Source organism: Promicromonospora sukumoe (assembly GCF_014137995.1).
Classification (GTDB): domain Bacteria; phylum Actinomycetota; class Actinomycetes; order Actinomycetales; family Cellulomonadaceae; genus Promicromonospora; species Promicromonospora sukumoe.
In genome coordinates this window covers 2,003,104-2,018,007 of sequence record NZ_JACGWV010000001.1, presented here as the reverse complement: position 1 = coordinate 2,018,007, position 14,904 = coordinate 2,003,104, and the positions used below count along the sequence as shown (strand labels likewise).

Annotated in this window: 14 protein-coding genes; 5 read left to right on the top strand and 9 right to left on the bottom strand. The window is 72.6% G+C overall.

Annotated features, from left to right (window positions below):
- Positions 1-6: 6 nt before the first annotated feature.
- The 5 genes from efeO to FHX71_RS08830 all read right to left on the bottom strand — a co-directional run bounded on the left by efeO (position 7) and on the right by FHX71_RS08830 (position 4,970).
- Positions 7-1,233, bottom strand: a complete 1,227-nt coding sequence (efeO, locus tag FHX71_RS08850) for an iron uptake system protein EfeO (RefSeq protein ID WP_182615445.1) — start codon at positions 1,231-1,233, stop codon at positions 7-9.
- Complete coding sequence (gene efeU / locus FHX71_RS08845; protein WP_182615443.1) at positions 1,233-2,090, bottom strand: iron uptake transporter permease EfeU; 858 nt, start codon at positions 2,088-2,090, stop codon at positions 1,233-1,235. The genes efeO and efeU overlap by 1 nt, the downstream gene beginning before the upstream one ends.
- Positions 2,091-2,234: 144 nt before the next feature.
- Positions 2,235-2,843, bottom strand: coding sequence for a DedA family protein (locus FHX71_RS08840; RefSeq protein ID WP_182615441.1), 609 nt, complete (start codon positions 2,841-2,843; stop codon positions 2,235-2,237).
- A gap of 58 nt (positions 2,844-2,901) precedes the next feature.
- Entirely contained in the window at positions 2,902-4,296 is a 1,395-nt protein-coding gene (locus tag FHX71_RS08835) for a sensor histidine kinase (RefSeq protein ID WP_182615439.1), read from the bottom strand.
- Positions 4,293-4,970: a response regulator transcription factor gene (locus FHX71_RS08830; protein ID WP_312876974.1), complete on the bottom strand. Its 678-nt coding sequence runs from the start codon at positions 4,968-4,970 to the stop codon at positions 4,293-4,295. Before FHX71_RS08830 ends, FHX71_RS08835 begins: the two co-directional genes overlap by 4 nt.
- 177 nt (positions 4,971-5,147) lie before the next feature.
- Here FHX71_RS08830 and FHX71_RS08825 point away from each other — a divergent pair, with 177 nt between their 5' ends.
- Positions 5,148-5,483, top strand: coding sequence for a prolipoprotein diacylglyceryl transferase (locus FHX71_RS08825; protein WP_182615437.1), 336 nt, complete (start codon positions 5,148-5,150; stop codon positions 5,481-5,483).
- A 108-nt stretch (positions 5,484-5,591) separates the two neighbouring features.
- Positions 5,592-6,854 carry a COG4705 family protein gene (locus FHX71_RS08820; RefSeq protein WP_246402389.1) on the top strand — a complete coding sequence of 421 codons (1,263 nt, stop codon included), beginning with the start codon at positions 5,592-5,594 and terminating at the stop codon, positions 6,852-6,854.
- A gap of 63 nt (positions 6,855-6,917) precedes the next feature.
- Here the strand turns inward: FHX71_RS08820 and FHX71_RS08815 are convergent, their stop codons facing one another.
- The 4 genes from FHX71_RS08815 to FHX71_RS08800 are packed head-to-tail and all read right to left on the bottom strand — an operon-like array spanning position 6,918 to position 10,945.
- Positions 6,918-8,234, bottom strand: a complete 1,317-nt coding sequence (locus FHX71_RS08815) for a sensor histidine kinase (protein ID WP_182615435.1) — start codon at positions 8,232-8,234, stop codon at positions 6,918-6,920.
- A gap of 9 nt (positions 8,235-8,243) precedes the next feature.
- Positions 8,244-8,909, bottom strand: a complete 666-nt coding sequence (locus tag FHX71_RS30005; RefSeq protein WP_182615432.1) for a response regulator transcription factor — start codon at positions 8,907-8,909, stop codon at positions 8,244-8,246.
- 48 nt (positions 8,910-8,957) lie between these two features.
- A complete protein-coding gene (locus tag FHX71_RS08805) occupies positions 8,958-10,313 on the bottom strand; it encodes a sensor histidine kinase (protein ID WP_182615430.1) in 1,356 nt (451 codons plus the stop codon).
- A complete protein-coding gene (locus FHX71_RS08800) occupies positions 10,310-10,945 on the bottom strand; it encodes a response regulator (RefSeq protein ID WP_182615428.1) in 636 nt (211 codons plus the stop codon). The genes FHX71_RS08805 and FHX71_RS08800 overlap by 4 nt, the downstream gene beginning before the upstream one ends.
- A 151-nt stretch (positions 10,946-11,096) precedes the next feature.
- Between FHX71_RS08800 and FHX71_RS08795 the strand changes: the two genes are divergently transcribed.
- The 3 genes from FHX71_RS08795 to FHX71_RS08785 are packed head-to-tail and all read left to right on the top strand — an operon-like array spanning position 11,097 to position 14,890.
- Positions 11,097-12,158, top strand: a complete 1,062-nt coding sequence (locus tag FHX71_RS08795) for an extracellular solute-binding protein (protein ID WP_182615426.1) — start codon at positions 11,097-11,099, stop codon at positions 12,156-12,158.
- 27 nt (positions 12,159-12,185) lie between these two features.
- Positions 12,186-13,778, top strand: a complete 1,593-nt coding sequence (locus FHX71_RS08790; RefSeq protein WP_220489575.1) for an ABC transporter permease — start codon at positions 12,186-12,188, stop codon at positions 13,776-13,778.
- Positions 13,775-14,890 carry an ABC transporter ATP-binding protein gene (locus tag FHX71_RS08785; protein ID WP_182615424.1) on the top strand — a complete coding sequence of 372 codons (1,116 nt, stop codon included), beginning with the start codon at positions 13,775-13,777 and terminating at the stop codon, positions 14,888-14,890. Before FHX71_RS08790 ends, FHX71_RS08785 begins: the two co-directional genes overlap by 4 nt.
- Positions 14,891-14,904: the final 14 nt, after the last annotated feature.

Below are 14,904 nucleotides of genomic sequence, written 5' to 3'. Positions count from 1 at the left end.
GATCTCTCAGAGCACCACGGCGGCGGTCAGCTGCGAGAGCGGCTCGGACAGGGCGTCGACGGCGGCGGCGAGCTCCTTGACCTGGTCGGGCGTGAGCTCCGTGTAGGCCACGAAGCCGTCGCCCTCCTGGTACTGGTCCAGCAGCCCCTGCAGGGTCTCGAACCGCTCGTCCAGGTCGCCCGCGAGCGCCTCGTCCTTGGCCAGGACGACGTCGCGCAGGCCGTCGTAGCCGACCTTCGCGCCGTCGACGTTGGCCTGGAAGTCCCACAGGTCGGTGTGCGACCAGATCTCCTCCTCGCCGGTGACCTTGCCGGTGGCGACCTCGTCCAGCAGGCCCTTGGCGCCGTTGCCGATCGCCGCGGCGTCGATCGTGTCGGCGAACTCGGCCGCGTGGGTGCGGTCGTACAGCTCCTGGGTGTCGGACAGCAGCCGCTCGGCGTAGTCGGCGCGCTCGGCGGTGGTCAGCGGGGTGTACTTCTCGCCGCCGTTGTCGGCGGGCTCCGGGGCCCACAGGTCCTTCTCCAGGAGGTGCCAGCCGGTCCACTCCTGGCCGGCCTCCAGGTCGGCCTCGCGCAGGTCCATGCTCGGGTCGAGGTCGCCGAAGGACTCGGCGACGGGCTCGATGCGCTCCCAGTGCAGCCGCACGGGCGCGTACAGGTCGCGGGCCGTGTCGTCGTCGCCGTCGGTGTACGCGGCGACGAAGTCCTCGGTGCCGGTCAGGAGCTGCTCGGTCTGGTCCTTGACGTAGGCCACGTAGTTGACGGCCGCGGCGTCGACCTGGTCGGCGAGCTCACCGGTGGGGGCGGTGTCCGCGCCGGAGTCCGTGACGGTGAAGTCCGCGCGGATGCCGTCGCCGACCATGCCGGGCTTGCAGGCCGTGACGTAGGAGCCCGGCTTGGCCACGACCACCAGGTCACGGGTCAGGCCCGGACCGATGTTCTCGACCTCGCTGACGATCCGCAGGCCGTCCTCGGCCAGCAGGTAGAACTCGGTGACCTCGTCGCCGTCGTTCTTCACCGAGAAGACGACGTTGCCCGACGGCGCCTCGGCGGCCGACACGTCGCAGGCGTCGGCGGTGCTGCTCACGGACAGCGTCACCGGCCCGTCCCCGCCGGCCTCGCTGCTCGCGGGGTCGTTGGGGACGCAGCCGGCCAGGAGCGGTGCCGCGACGACGGCGCCGAGCGCGAGGGCGGCGGTGCGGGTGGCCGTGCGAGAGGCCCGGTTGCGGGTCATCAGTTTCCTTCCAGAGATGCGGGAGTCGCGGGCTGAGGTGCCCGGCCGCGGGACGGGCCGAACCAGGCGGCCCGGACGAAGATGAATCCGACCGGCAGCAGGTAGGCCCACCAGACGACGAGCTCGAGCCAGGTCGTGGCGGGCGAGAAGTTGAAGACGCCCTTCAGGACGGTCCCGTACCAGGAGGTGGGCGGGATCTGCGCTGAGACGTCGAAGGCGAGGCTGTGCAGGCCGGGCAGGATCCCCGCCTCCTGCAGGTCGTGGACGCCGTAGGAGAGCACCCCGGCGGCCACGACGACCAGGAAGGCGCCGGTCCAGGCGAAGAAGCTCCTCAGGTTCAGCCGCAGCGCGCCCCGGTAGACCGCCAGGGCCAGCACGATCGCGACCGCGAGCCCGAGCAGCGCGCCGACCAGCGGCTGGACGGTCTGTCCGGTGGCCTGCGCGCCGGCCCACAGGAACAGGGTGGTCTCCAGGCCCTCACGTCCCACGGCCAGCAGGGCCATCACGGCCACGGCCCACCGGCCGGCGGCGATGGCGTCGTCGAGCTTGTGGTGCAGGTCCGCCTTCATGTTCTTGGCGGTGCGGCCCATCCACAGGATCATCCAGGTGATCAGCCCGACCGCGACGATCGACAGGGAGCCGCCGATGGCCTCCTGCGCCTCGAACGTGAGGCCCTGCGGGCCGAACGTGAGCAGGGCGCCGAAGCCCAGCGACACGACGACGGCGGTGCCGATCCCGAGCCAGATCTGGGGCAGCAGGTCACGCCGTCCGCTCTTGACCAGGTACGCCACCAGGATGGTCACCACCAGCGACGCCTCCAGGCCCTCGCGGAGCCCGATCAGGAAGTTCGCGAACACTCCGTAGCCCTTCTGTGCAGCCGTTCATGGATAAGCCAGGCACACTTCAATTAGGTTAGCCTCGGCTAATCCGGGCTGGAGCCTACACCCGGCAAGGGACCGATCAAGCACGGTTCCCAGGCAGGCACAGGGACGCGCAGGTCCTCAGGGACGGGCACGGCGCGAGCGCACCGGGACTGACCTGCGACGCAGCCGGCCCACCAGACCGATCCCCGCGGCGGTCACCGCCGCGAGGCCGACCCCGACGGCGATACCCAGCCACGGGTTGCCGCCGAACGCCGCTGCGCCCACGTAACCCAGCACGCAGTAGTAGGTGGCCCACAGGAGGGCGGCGGCGAGGTCGAAGAAGAAGAACCGCCGCCAGGGATAGCGGTTCGCCCCGGCCGCGAACGTGATCGCGGTCCGGCCACCGGGCACATACCGCGCCGCGAGCAGCACCACTCCCCCGCGACGGGCGAGCAGGTCGCCGGCCTTGACGAACAGGGCGCTCGATCTCAGGGACGGCGGCAGGAAGCGGCCGAGACGGACGCCGCCGGTCCGGCCGATCTGGTACGAGAGGTGGTCGCCGACCATGGCACCGAGCGCGGCGCTCGCGACCACGACGAGCGGGTGCGCCTGCCCCGCCACGGCGAACGAGCCGGCGGCCAGCACCAGGAGCTCGCTGGGCACCAGGAACACGAACGCGTCGAGCACCGCCAGCGCGAACAGTGCCGGATAGAGCCAGGGCCCGGGCAGGGCGATCAGGTCGAGCACGCCGGCCATCCTCTCGGGCAGAACCTGCACACAACCTGAACGGCTCCGACCGGGTCGATCATCGCTGCCTGGCAGCGGCGTCGGCGGGCAGGCGCAGGACCAGGAGCGCGCCCGTGTCGCGGGGCTCCGCGCGGAGCGTGCCGCGGGACTCCGCGCGGAGCGTGCCGCCGTGCGCCACGGCGATCTCCCGGGCGATCGCCAGCCCCAGTCCGGTCCCGCCGTCCGTGCGCGCACGGCTCTCGTCCAGCCGGACGAAGCGGTCGAAGACCCGTTCGAGGTCGGCCTCCGGGATGCCGGGGCCGTCGTCCTCGATCTCCAGCCGGACGTCCTGCTCGTCGGGCACCAGGCGCACGGTGACCGTCGTGGACGCATGCCGGACGGCGTTCTCCAGCAGGTTGCGCACGGCGCGGCCGAGGTGGTGCGGGTCGCCCTGGACCCGGGCCGGTGGCCCGCTGACCACGACCCGGACGCCCGTGGGCGGGTCGAGGCGGTGCGCTTCGGCGCGGACGAGGTCGTCAAGATCGACGTCGACCACGCGCAGGGGCAGGCCGTGCTCGTCGACCCGGGCGAGCAGCAGCAGGTCGGCGACCAGCCGGTCGATCCGGTCCAGGTCGGCGAGAACGTCGGGTCCGGTCGAGGTCCAGTCGGTGTCGTCCGGGTGCCGCGCCGCGATCTCGTGCGCGGCGCGGATGCTGGCCAGCGGGCTGCGCAGCTCGTGCGAGGCGTCGCCGACGAACCGGCGCTGCGCGTCGCTGGCCTTCTGGAGCCGCCCGAGCATCGCGTTCATGGTGACGGCGAGGCGAGTGATCTCGTCGTCGCCGGGCGGCTCTGGCACACGTGCGGCGAGAGTGGTGTTGCCCTGGATCTCGGAGACCTGGGAGCGGATCGCCTCCACGGGCGCGAGCGCCCTGCCGACGAGCCAGTACGACGTCAGCGCGACGGCGATCAGCACGATCGGGTAGCCGATCAGCACGAGGGGCACGACCACCGCGGTCGACTGCTCGACCAGCTCGAGGCTCTGCGCCACCAGCACGACCATCGGCCCGTCCGCGCCGGCCACGCCCCGGGCGACGACGACGAACTCCTGGCCCTCCCCGATCGGCAGGTCCTGCGACCGGACCACCTGGGTCTCGCCGAGAGCCGGGTCCGCCGTGATGACCGGCCGCTGGCCGTCGATCTGCGGGCTGGCCGCCGCCACCGTGCCGTCGGCCGCGACGACCTGGACCAGGGACTGGTCCCCACCCCCGGAACCCAGGTCCGGCTCGGTGCTGCTGGCCGCGACCTGCGCGGCGACGTCGGCGGCCTGTTCCTGGGCGGACTCGGTCAGGGACCGCTCCAGCTGCTCGCGCTGCACCAGCACGAAGACGACCGCTGCCACGGCCAGGAAGATCGCCACGGCCGCGGTGGCGGCGGTCGTGGTGCGGGCCCGGACCCCGCCTCGACGGGGCGTCATCCGCCGTCGCCCATCAGGCGGTAGCCCACACCCCGCACGGTCCGGATGGCGTGGCGGCCGAACGGACGGTCCACCTTGCGCCGCAGGTAGCCGACGTAGACCTCGACGACGTTCTCGTCGCCGTCGTAGTTCAGGTCCCAGACGCTGCGCAGGATCTCGCTCTTGGACAGCACCATGCCGGGATGGCGCATCAGGAACTGCAGCAGGCCGAACTCACGCGGCGTCAGCTCGATCTCCTTCTCGCCGCGGCGCACGAGCCGGGCCGCGGGGTCGAGGCTCAGGTCACCGGCGGTCAGGACGGCGGGCCGCTCCGGAGCCCCGCGCCGGATCAGGGCCCGCAGCCGGGCGACCAGCAGCATGAACGAGAACGGCTTGGTCAGGTAGTCGTCGGCCCCCAGGTCGAACGCGTCGACCTGGTCGTACTCACCGTCCTTCGCGGTCAGCATCAGCACCGGGGTCCAGTTCTCCGCCGCGCGCAGCCGGCGGCACACGTCGTACCCGTTCATCGAGGGCAGCATGATGTCCAGGACGATCACGTCGTACTGCGACGCCATCGCGGCCAGCAGCCCCTGATGCCCGTCCTGGACGGTGTCCACGACGAACCCCTCCGCGGTGAGCCCGCGGGCCACCGTCCTGGCCAGACGAGCCTCGTCCTCGATCATCAGCACCTTCACCCGCAACCTCCCTCGTCACCCTCATGGTGACCGCGACCGGCTGTGAGCACCCTGAGAACGCGGCCGCCACGGTGCCGGGCTGAGCGGCTCTCAGGTCGTCTCAGCCTCCTCACAGCACGTGTTTCGCAGGATCGGGCTACCGGTCGCACCAGGCGACCGCCGATCGAGGGAGACCTCATGAAGAACATCACGCGCAAGGCAGCCGCCGGCACGGCCGCGGTGCTGCTCGCCGGGCTCGGCGTCAGCGGCGCCGTCGTGGCGCAGGCCCAGTCCAGCCAGCCCACGGCCGTCCACCAGACGAGCACCCAGCAGTCCGGCGCCGAGCAGTCCGACGGCGACGGCGAGGTCGACCCGGCCAAGGAGGCCGCCGACGAGTCCGGCGAGGCCGAGGGCTCGGAGCAGGAGGACGGCACCGAGGCCACCGAGGAGAACGACGGCCCCGACAAGGGCCCGGACGCCGACCCGAACGAGCCCGGCCACCAGGACGCCGACGAGAGCGGCGAGACGGAGTAGCCGGAGGGACCACCACAGCGTGGGGCTCGTCGCCGTGGCGACGGGCCCCACCCGTGTCCGGGGACGCAGTCAGGTTGTGCGCAGGTTCGCGATCGCACTGTGAGCGGCATGATCAGATCAACAGGCGCCGGTGTCTCGACCCGGCAGATGCTCAACAAGGTCCCCGAGGTCACCGTCTGGTTCTGGGTGATCAAGATCCTGTGCACCACGGTCGGCGAGAGCTTCGCCGACTGGATCAACATGCAGCTAGGCGTGGGGCTGGTCAACACCGCGATCCTGTTCACCGCGGTCTTCGTCGTCGTCCTGGCCGTCCAGATGCGGCTGCGACGCTACGTCCCGGCCGCCTACTGGCTGACCGTCGTGGTGGTCAGTGTCACCGGGACCCTCTACACCGACATCCTCACCGACCAGTACGGCGTTCCGTTGTGGGTGAGCACGACGGTGTTCTCCGCGCTGCTGGTCGTGGTGTTCGCCGTCTGGTTCGCCCGCGAGCGCACCCTGTCGATCCACAGCATCGTGACGGTGCCGCGCGAGGCGTTCTACTGGCTGACGGTGCTGGTCACGTTCGCGCTCGGCACGGCGACCGGTGACTGGACGCTGGAGCTGACCGGCTGGGGCCCGGGAAGGTCGGTGCTGTTGCCGCTGGCCCTGATCGCCGTGGTGACCGTGCTGTGGCGGTTCGGCGCCGACCCGGTCCTGTCGTTCTGGGTGGCGTACATCCTCACGCGTCCCCTGGGTGCCAACATCGGTGACTGGCTGGCCACCCCGTCGAGCGAGCAGGGACTGGGGCTCGGTACGTTCGGTACGAGCCTGGTCTTCCTCTGGGCGATCCTGGCGACGGTCGTCTACCTGTCCGTGACGCGCGCGGACGTCGTCGAAGCCGGCGAACCGGCCGACCGGCCGGTGCCGACGACGAACCCGGCGCGCCGCCGGCTCTCGCTCGCCGTCCTGGCCGGGACGGCGGCCGCGACGGTCCTGCTGCTGCAGTGGGCCAACCAGCAGCCGCACACCAGCACCCTGGCCGAGGAAGCCGCACCCACGTGCGCGAGCACGGCACAGCTGACGGCCGACCAGGCGCACCAGCTCGCGGTGCGGCACTTCCCCGCGGAGAGCCTGTCCGGCTACCGGAGCATCGCCCAGGACACGCTGGACCTGGTGCACACCGGTGACCAGGCCGGGGCCAGCAGCCGGGTCACCGACCTGGAGACCGCGTGGGACCAGGACCAGGACGTCCTGTTCGGCCAGGACTGCGCCACCTGGACCTATCTCGACGGCGAGGTCGACGCGGTCCTGACCTCGGTCCGGGCCGACAGCCCCGCCCCGGACGTGCAGGAGCACCACCTCCAGGCGCTCCTGACGACGCTGAGCTGAGCAGCGCACGAGGCGGCGTCCGGTGCCTCGCCGGTCCGGCACGCACCGGACGCCGCCTCGACCTCAGCCTCGCGGCAGCGTCACGACGAACCGTGTACCCGAGCTCGAGCTCCGGGTGTCGATCCTGCCGCCCAGGGACCGCACGATCCTCAGGGCGATGCCCAGGCCCAGGCCGGTGCTCCCGGAGCCGGAGGCACCGGGCTGGAAGAGCCGGTCGCGCACCTCCTCGTCGATCCCTGGTCCGTCGTCGACGACCGCCAGCGTCACCGTTCGCGCCTGGTCGGCCGCCTGCACGGTGACGGTGGTCCGGGCGTGGGCCACGGCGTTGTCGACGAGCGGGGCCAGTGCCCGGAGCACCAGCTCCTGCGGCGCGGCGATCCGGCCGGAGGACGTCCCCGTCTCGTCGACGAACCGGACCCGTCGAGGAACGGTGTGGGCGAGCTCCTGAACCACCTCGGCGGCCAGGCAGGTCTCACCGGCTCCGGCCGCGGGGTCGTGGGCGGCGTCCAGAAGGGTGGTGATCGCCTCGGACATGCGCCGGGCGGACCGGGCGATCTGCTCCAGCTCGGTCCTCGCCTGCGGGTCGCTGACCCCGCGCAGCAGGGCCAGGTCCGCCGATCCCTGGATCGAGGTCAGGGGCGTGCGCAGCTCGTGCGCCAGCTCCGACGTCAGCCGCTGCTCCGACCGGATGGCGGTCGCGACGCGGTCCAGCAGCCGGTCCAGGGTCGCGCCGAGCTGGGCGAGCTCGTTGTCGCCGGGCCCGAGGTCGAACCGGTGGCTGAGGTCGTGCTCGCTCCACTCGGTCGCCCGGCGCGCCATCTGAGCCACCGGCGCCAGCGCCCGCGAGGTGACGCGATGTGCGATACCCGCCGTGGCCGCGACGACCAGCACCCCGATGACCGAGGTGGCGATGAAGGCATAGTTCTCCGACCGCTCGTACGGATCGGTCGCCTGGCTGACCACCACGACACCCCGCAGGCCGCCGGCCGTGACGAACGGCAGGGCCCGCAGGCGGACGTCGTCCTGGACATCGACCGTCCGTGGGCTGGTCACGACACCGAGACGGTCCGCGGCGTCGAGCGCCTCCTGCTCGATCGTGCCGGCGACGGCGGCACCGGCCTGGTCGTAGACACGCACGCCGGGCTCGATGAGCTCGGCCGGCACCTCCAGAGTGTCGCCACCGGTACCGGCCTCCAGGACGGAGGCGACGGCGTCCGCCCGGTCCTGCAGGACCCGGTCGATGTCCCTGCTCGCCGTGTAGGCCAGCAGCACCTGGAGCACCAGGGAGACGCACACCATGACCACGGCCATGAGCCCCGCCGTGGAGGCAACGATCTGACCACGGAACGACGTCGGGACCAGGCGCCTGGCCAGGCCCATCTCAGGCCCTCATCGCAGGCTCAGCCCGACGCCGCGCACGGTGTGCAGACGCAGCGGGGAACCGACGGCGTCGAGCTTGGCCCGGATGCGCCGCACGTAGGAGTCGACGGTGTTCTCGGAGACCATCGCCCCGTCCGGCCACGCCGCGGCGACCACCACCCGACGGCGGACGACCTCGCCGGGCCGGGACGTGATGGCGGCCAGCATGCGGAACTCGGTGGGGGTCAGCGACGCCTCGCGCCCGCCGCACGCGACCGCGTGACGGGCCGGGTCCAGCACGAGGTCTCCGGGCGCCGTCGCCGTGACGAGGCGCCCGCGACGGGCCAGCGCCTCGACCCGTGCGATCAGCTCCTTCAGGTCGAACGGTTTGGGGAGGTAGTCGTCAGCGCCGGCGCTGAAGCCCGCGAGCCGCTCGTGGACCGCGCCCAGCGCGGTCAGGAACAGCACGGGCGCGACCTGCCCCGCGGAGCGCAGCGCGAGGCACACGTCGCGTCCGTCGGCGTCCGGCAGCCCGATGTCCAGGACGATCACCGAGAGCGCGTCATCGGTGGCGAACAGCGCCAGGGCCTCGCGCCCGTCGTGCGCGGAGACCACCTCGTGCCCCGCGAGGCGCAGCCCTTCCAGCACGATCCGCCGGATCGCAGGATCGTCCTCGCAGAGCGCGATCTTCACCACCGCTGAGTTCTCCCGTCCGGCTCGCCGGCCCCGCCGGCCGGGGCAACCTCACCAGTGTGGGTGAGGAAACCTGCCAAGAACCTGACCGCCGCCAATGGGGCGGTTCCGGACTGTGGCGGTTCCATGCGGCACGAGCAGTCGTACCCGCGTCCCGGAGGAGTCGCTGCTCACCTCGAAGGTGCCACCCGCGCCCGACGCCGCAGCGCGGACGAGACGCAGCCCGTGATGGCCGGGGAACGATGCCCCGGCGTCGAACCCCACGCCGTCGTCCCGCACCTCGAGACCGATCTGGCCGTCACGGTCCAGGAGGTCGACGACCACCTCCCCCGCACCGGAGTGGGCCAGGGCGTTGCGCAGCAGCTCCGACCCGCTGTGGAGGACCAGTCTCCGGGTCGCTCCCGTGGCCTGCGCGAGAGAGGCACCGACCACACCGACGCGCACCGACGCGGGCGCATGTCGTTCGGCCACGGCCGCGAAGGCGAGACGCAGGTCCCCCGCGTCGACGGTGACGGGATCCAGGTCGTCGAGGATGCCCCGCAACGAGCCGACCTCCGTGTGTATCCGGTCGACGAGGCCGGCTCGCACGGTGGAGAGCGGACCAGGTTCTCGCTGGGTGTCGAGCTCCAGGGCCATCCCGAGGGCCACGAGGTCCTGGAGCACGCCGTCGTGCAGGCGACGGGCCAGATCGCGGCGCTCGGCCTCCGCGACGGCGAGCGCCCGGTCGGCGAGCTCGCGGCGTTCGCGTTCTGCGCGTGCGTGGGAGCGGGCCAGGCGCAGGGCGAGCGGGAGGGTCGCGGCGACGAGCAGCACGGGCCCTCCGACCGCGAGCGGCAGGACCTTGACCAGCAGCTCGGCGGAGTAGCGGTCGACCTGCGTGACCAGGTAGACCTCAGCGACGGCCAGGACGTCGTCGGCGTCCCGGAAGGGCACGTAGACCTCGAGCAGGGTGTGCGGGCCCGAGTTCTCGGTGGCGTGGGCGGGGTCGTCGGGAACCGCGGTGACGACTGGTTCCTGTGTCCGCAGAGCGCGAGTGAGGTCGGCGCTGACCGGGACCCGGAGGCCGTCGATGGTGGACGCGTCGGAGTAGACGATCTCGGCGCGGTCGCCGTCCAGCCGCCAGATCTTGACCCGGTAGACGTCCTCGTCCTCGAGAAGTCCGGAGATCGAGCGGGCGAGGTGCGCGCGGGCCACGGTGTCGGTCGAGGTGTCGAGGTCCGCGACGCGCAGCGGGGCGGCGACGGTGCGCGCGAACATCTGCGCGACGTCGCGGGCTTCCTGGTGCGCCTCGGTGCGCGCGAACAACCAGGTGCCTGTCGCCGCCGCGGCGACGACGACCAGGAGCACGGCGACACTGGCCGCGACGTACCGGCGCACGGCGGTCTGCTGCACGGCGGTGTCGGTCACCGGCCACCGACCCGGATCAGGTCCTCCCGGCGGGCTGTCGCGACGGCCTCGAGCTGGGTCCGTGCGTCGAGCTTGGCCAGGAGCGCCTTGATGTGGTCGCGCGCGGTGTGGATGCTCAGGCCCAGTCCCGTGGCGATCGCGCGTGCGTCCAGGCCGTCGCCGAGCATGGCGAGCACCTCCAGCTCGCGTGGCGTGAGCCGCCGCCTGTCGGCGGCGGCACCGCTGTGGCGGTGCAGGTCCGGGTCGCGTGCCGGGCGAGTCGGCGAAGCGTGCCGGACGGCGTCCAGGACCTGGGAGAGCCGTCCGTGCTTCGCGAGGAACCCGCTCGCGCCCGCCTGGAGCGCTGCTCGTTCGAGGTCGGGCCGTGGGTGCGCGGTGAGGAGGATGACCCGCGCGGTCGGGTCCAGGAGTCGCAGCTGCCCCAGCACGGCGATGCCGTCCGCGGTCGGTAGCTGTACGTCGAGCAGGACGACGTCCGGGCGGGTGGCTTCGGCCAGGGCGAGGGCTCGTGGCGCGTCGTCGGCGACTCCGACGCACTCGAGGTCGGGGGCCGCGTCGACCGCGGCGGCGATGAGATCTGCGACGACCCGGTGGTCGTCCACGACCAGGACGCGCCTGCGGTCCGCTGACATGGGGCCGCCTTTCCTGCAACCCCCAAAGTTCGGGAGCCGGCTCGTAAGCGGGTAAGGATAGCCTCATCTTACTGGCACGGCGACTGCGGCGAGCACGCCCCGCATCCCCGCCGGCCCTCCCCTTCTTCCACTTCTCGAGTGAGGTTTCAGCATGCGCGCAGCGCGTCGCACCACGACCGTCGTCACCCTCGCCCTCGCGGCGAGCTTCGGCCTCGCCGGGTGCTCTTCCGGTACCGAGCCGGCCGAGGCCGGCTCCGAGGCCCCCGCCGCCGATGACGGTCCGCTGGTCGTGTACTCGGGTCGCAGCGAGGACCTGGTCGCCCCGCTGTTCGAGATGTTCGAGCAGGAGACCGGCATCGAGACCGAGGTGCGGTACGCCAGCAGCGCGGAGCAGGCCCAGCTCCTGCTCACTGAGGGCGAGAACAGCCCGGGGCACGTGTTCCTCTCTCAGGAGGCAGGAGCTCTCGGCCTGGTGAGCGAGGCGGGCCACCTCGTCGCGCTGCCCGAGGAGACCCTGGGGCAGGTCCCGGAGGCCTACACGTCCGACGACGGGACCTGGGTCGGCGTGACCGGGCGCGCCCGGGTCGTGATCTACGACTCCGAGCGGGTGGAGGAGGCCGATGCCCCGGAGACGGCCGAGCAGATCGTGGACCCGCAGTGGGCAGGGAAGGTGGCCGTCGCACCGGGCAATGCCTCGTTCCTGTCGTTCGTGACCGCGATGCGGCTCACCGAGGGCGAGGAGGCGACGGCGCAGTGGCTGGAGGCGCTGGCCGCCAACGACGTGCAGACCTACGACGGCAACGACGACATCCTCGAGGCGGTCAACTCCGGCGAGGTCGAGCTCGGCCTGGTCAACCACTACTACTGGTACGCGGCCGCGGCCGAGCAGGGCGAGGACGCGATGCGGGCCGGTCTGAAGTTCGGCGCCCCGGGCGATGTGGCAGGTCTGGTCAACGCGACCGGCGTGGGCATCCTGACCGCCGGGGAGGGGCGGGCCGATGCCCAGGAGCTGGTCGACTACCTGCTGTCCGACCCGGCGCAGGAGTTCTTCGCCGAGGAGGAGTTCGAGTACCCGCTGGTCGCGGACGTGACCGGCCCGGAGGGCGTCCCCCCGCTCGACTCGCTGAGCGGACCGGCCGTCGACCTGTCCGACCTGGGCACGGTCGACGAGACCGCGGCGATGCTCGACGACGCGGGCATCACCGTTGGCTGACCGCCTGCCGTCCGGGCCGGGCCGGCGATGACACGAGGGGACGGCCGGCGCACCGAGCGGGTGCGCCGGCCGGCCCGCGGTGCGTCGTGGCTCGTCGGCCACGGACGGCGCGGGCCGGCGCCGGTCCTGGTGCTCGCCGCCGGTCTGGTCGTCGCACTGGTCGTGACGCCGGTCGTGTTCATCGTCCTGGACCTGGTGGCCCAGCCACCGGGCACCGTGTGGGACGCGTTCTGGCGCCCCCGCACCCTGAGCCTGGCGCTCAGCACGGCGGGGCTCGTGGTCACCACGACGAGCGCCTGCCTGCTCGTCGGCATACCGACCGCACTGCTGATCGCCCGCACCGACCTGGTCTGGCGGTCCGGGTGGCAGGTCGTCGCGGCCCTTCCGCTGGCGATCCCGTCCTACGTGGCGGGGTTCGCCTGGGTCTCGCTGACGCCCCTGCGTGGTTTCTGGGGTTCGGTCGTGGTGCTGACGCTCGTCTCGACCCCTTACGTGACCCTGCCCGTGGCCGCCGCGCTGCGCCGCGCCGACGTCGGCACCGAGGACGTGGCCCGGACCCTCGGTGCGGGTCCGCTGCGCACCTTCTGGGCCTCGACCCTGCCGCAGATCGCCCCCGCCGCGGGCGCGGGTGCGCTCCTGGTCGCCCTGTACACGCTCGCAGACTTCGGCGTCGTGGCGATCATGCGGTACCCCGCCTTCACGTGGGCGGTCCAGACGGCCTTCGCCGGAACGTTCAACCGGGCACTGGCGCTGGTCCTGTCCGCGGTCCTGGTCGCGATGGCTCTGACGGTCATCCTGGCCGAGCGTGCGGTCCGCCGCCGTGTCGCGCCGCCCGAACGGGTCCGCACCGACTCGACGAGCGGCTCCAGCACGCTGGGCGCCGTCCGGCAGACCCTCGCGACGGCCGTACTGGCGACCGTCGCCTGCGCCGGCGTCGGGCTTCCCGTGGTGACCATGCTCGTGCGCGCGGCCCAGAGCGTGTCCCGGCATGAGACCGAGCTCGACCGGTTGCTGCACGCCGCCGGGACCACCGTCGCGCTGGGGCTTGCCGGCGCGGTGCTCGCGACCGCGCTCGCCCTGCCGATCGGCGTCCTCTCGGCGCGCCACCGCACCCGCCCGGTCGCGGCACTGGAGACGGCCACCTACGTGGGGCACGGCCTGCCGGGCATCGTGCTGGGCCTGTCCATGGTCTACCTGACCCTGGCCTACGTACCGTCGATCTACCAGACCTTCCTCGCCCTGGTGATCGCCTACGGCATCCTGTTCGTCCCCAAGGCGGCGGGGTCGATCCGCACCGCCGTCGCGCAGGTGCCCCTGTCCCTGGAGGACACGGCCCGGACCCTCGGCCGATCCCCCGGCGGCGCCTGGCTCGCCGTCACCGGCCGGCTCGCCTGGCCCGGCGTCGCGACCGGCGGCCTCCTGGTCGCCCTGACGATCATGAAGGAGCTGCCCGCCACCCTCATGCTGCGCCCCACCGGAACCGACACGCTCGCCACCCGGCTGTGGCAGCTGACCGACATCGCCGCCTACGGGCCCGCCGCACCGTACGCGCTCACGCTCGTCGCCGTCGCCACCGTCCCCGCACTTCTGCTCTCCCGTGACTGGAGCCGCCCGGTATGAACATCCCCCATCCCCGGCTCCACCAGCCGCCGGCGTTGTCGGTACACGGGCTCCGGGCCGGGTACCCGACCGACACGGGGCGAGCCGTCGTCCCCGTCCTGCACGGCATCGACCTGACCGTCGAGGCCGGAACCGTCCTGGCCGTGCTGGGCCCGAGCGGGTGCGGCAAGACCACACTCCTTCGTGCCGTGGCCGGCCTGCTGCCCGCGATCGAAGGGAGCATCGAGATCGCCGGCGAGGTCATGACGGACGGGGCGCACAGCCGGCCACCCGAGCGACGCCGGATCGGACTGGTGCCCCAGGACGCGGCCTTGTTCCCGCACCGGACGGTGGCCCAGAACATCGAGTTCGGCCTGCGCTCCAGACGCGCACGCCCCCTGAGCGTCGCCGCCCGGCGCGAACGGGTCGACGCGATGACAGCGCTGGTCGGGCTGTCCGACCTCCGACACCGCCGACCGCACCAGCTCTCCGGAGGGCAACGCCAGCGAGTGGCTCTCGCCCGGGCCCTGGCACCCGAACCCGCGCTGGTGCTGCTCGACGAGCCCTTCGCGGCGCTGGACTCGGCCCTGCGAGCCGACCTGCGGGCCGAGGTGCTCGAGATCCTGGCCTCGGTCGGGGCGACGGCGCTTCTGGTGACCCACGACCAGGACGAGGCGCTGTCGTCGACGGCGCGGGTCGTCGTCCTGCGAGACGGTGTCGTCGCCCAGGACGCGTCACCCACCGACCTGTACCAGCGGCCCGCCGACCCCTGGGTCGCTCGGTTCGTCGGGGAGAGCGTCGTCCTGCCCGGAGTCAGCAATGGGGCGACGGCCGTGTGCGCTCTCGGAGCCGTCCCGACCTCCCTGCCTGCCGGCGCGGTCACGGTCGTGCTCCGGCCGGAACAGATAGGCCTGGAGCCTGTCGCGGTGCGCACCGACAGCACCGATCCGATCGTCGGACCGCACGGGACGGTGACGGGCTCGCAGTATTTCGGCCACGACACGCTGTATCGGGTGCGGATCGCGGGTTCCGCGGTCACGGTCCTCTCCCGCGCTCCGGGCCCGCAGGTACATCAGGTCGGTGACCAGGTCGCGATCCGCCGTGTCGGCCGCGCGGTCACGTTCCCCGCCTGAGCAGGTACCCGGCA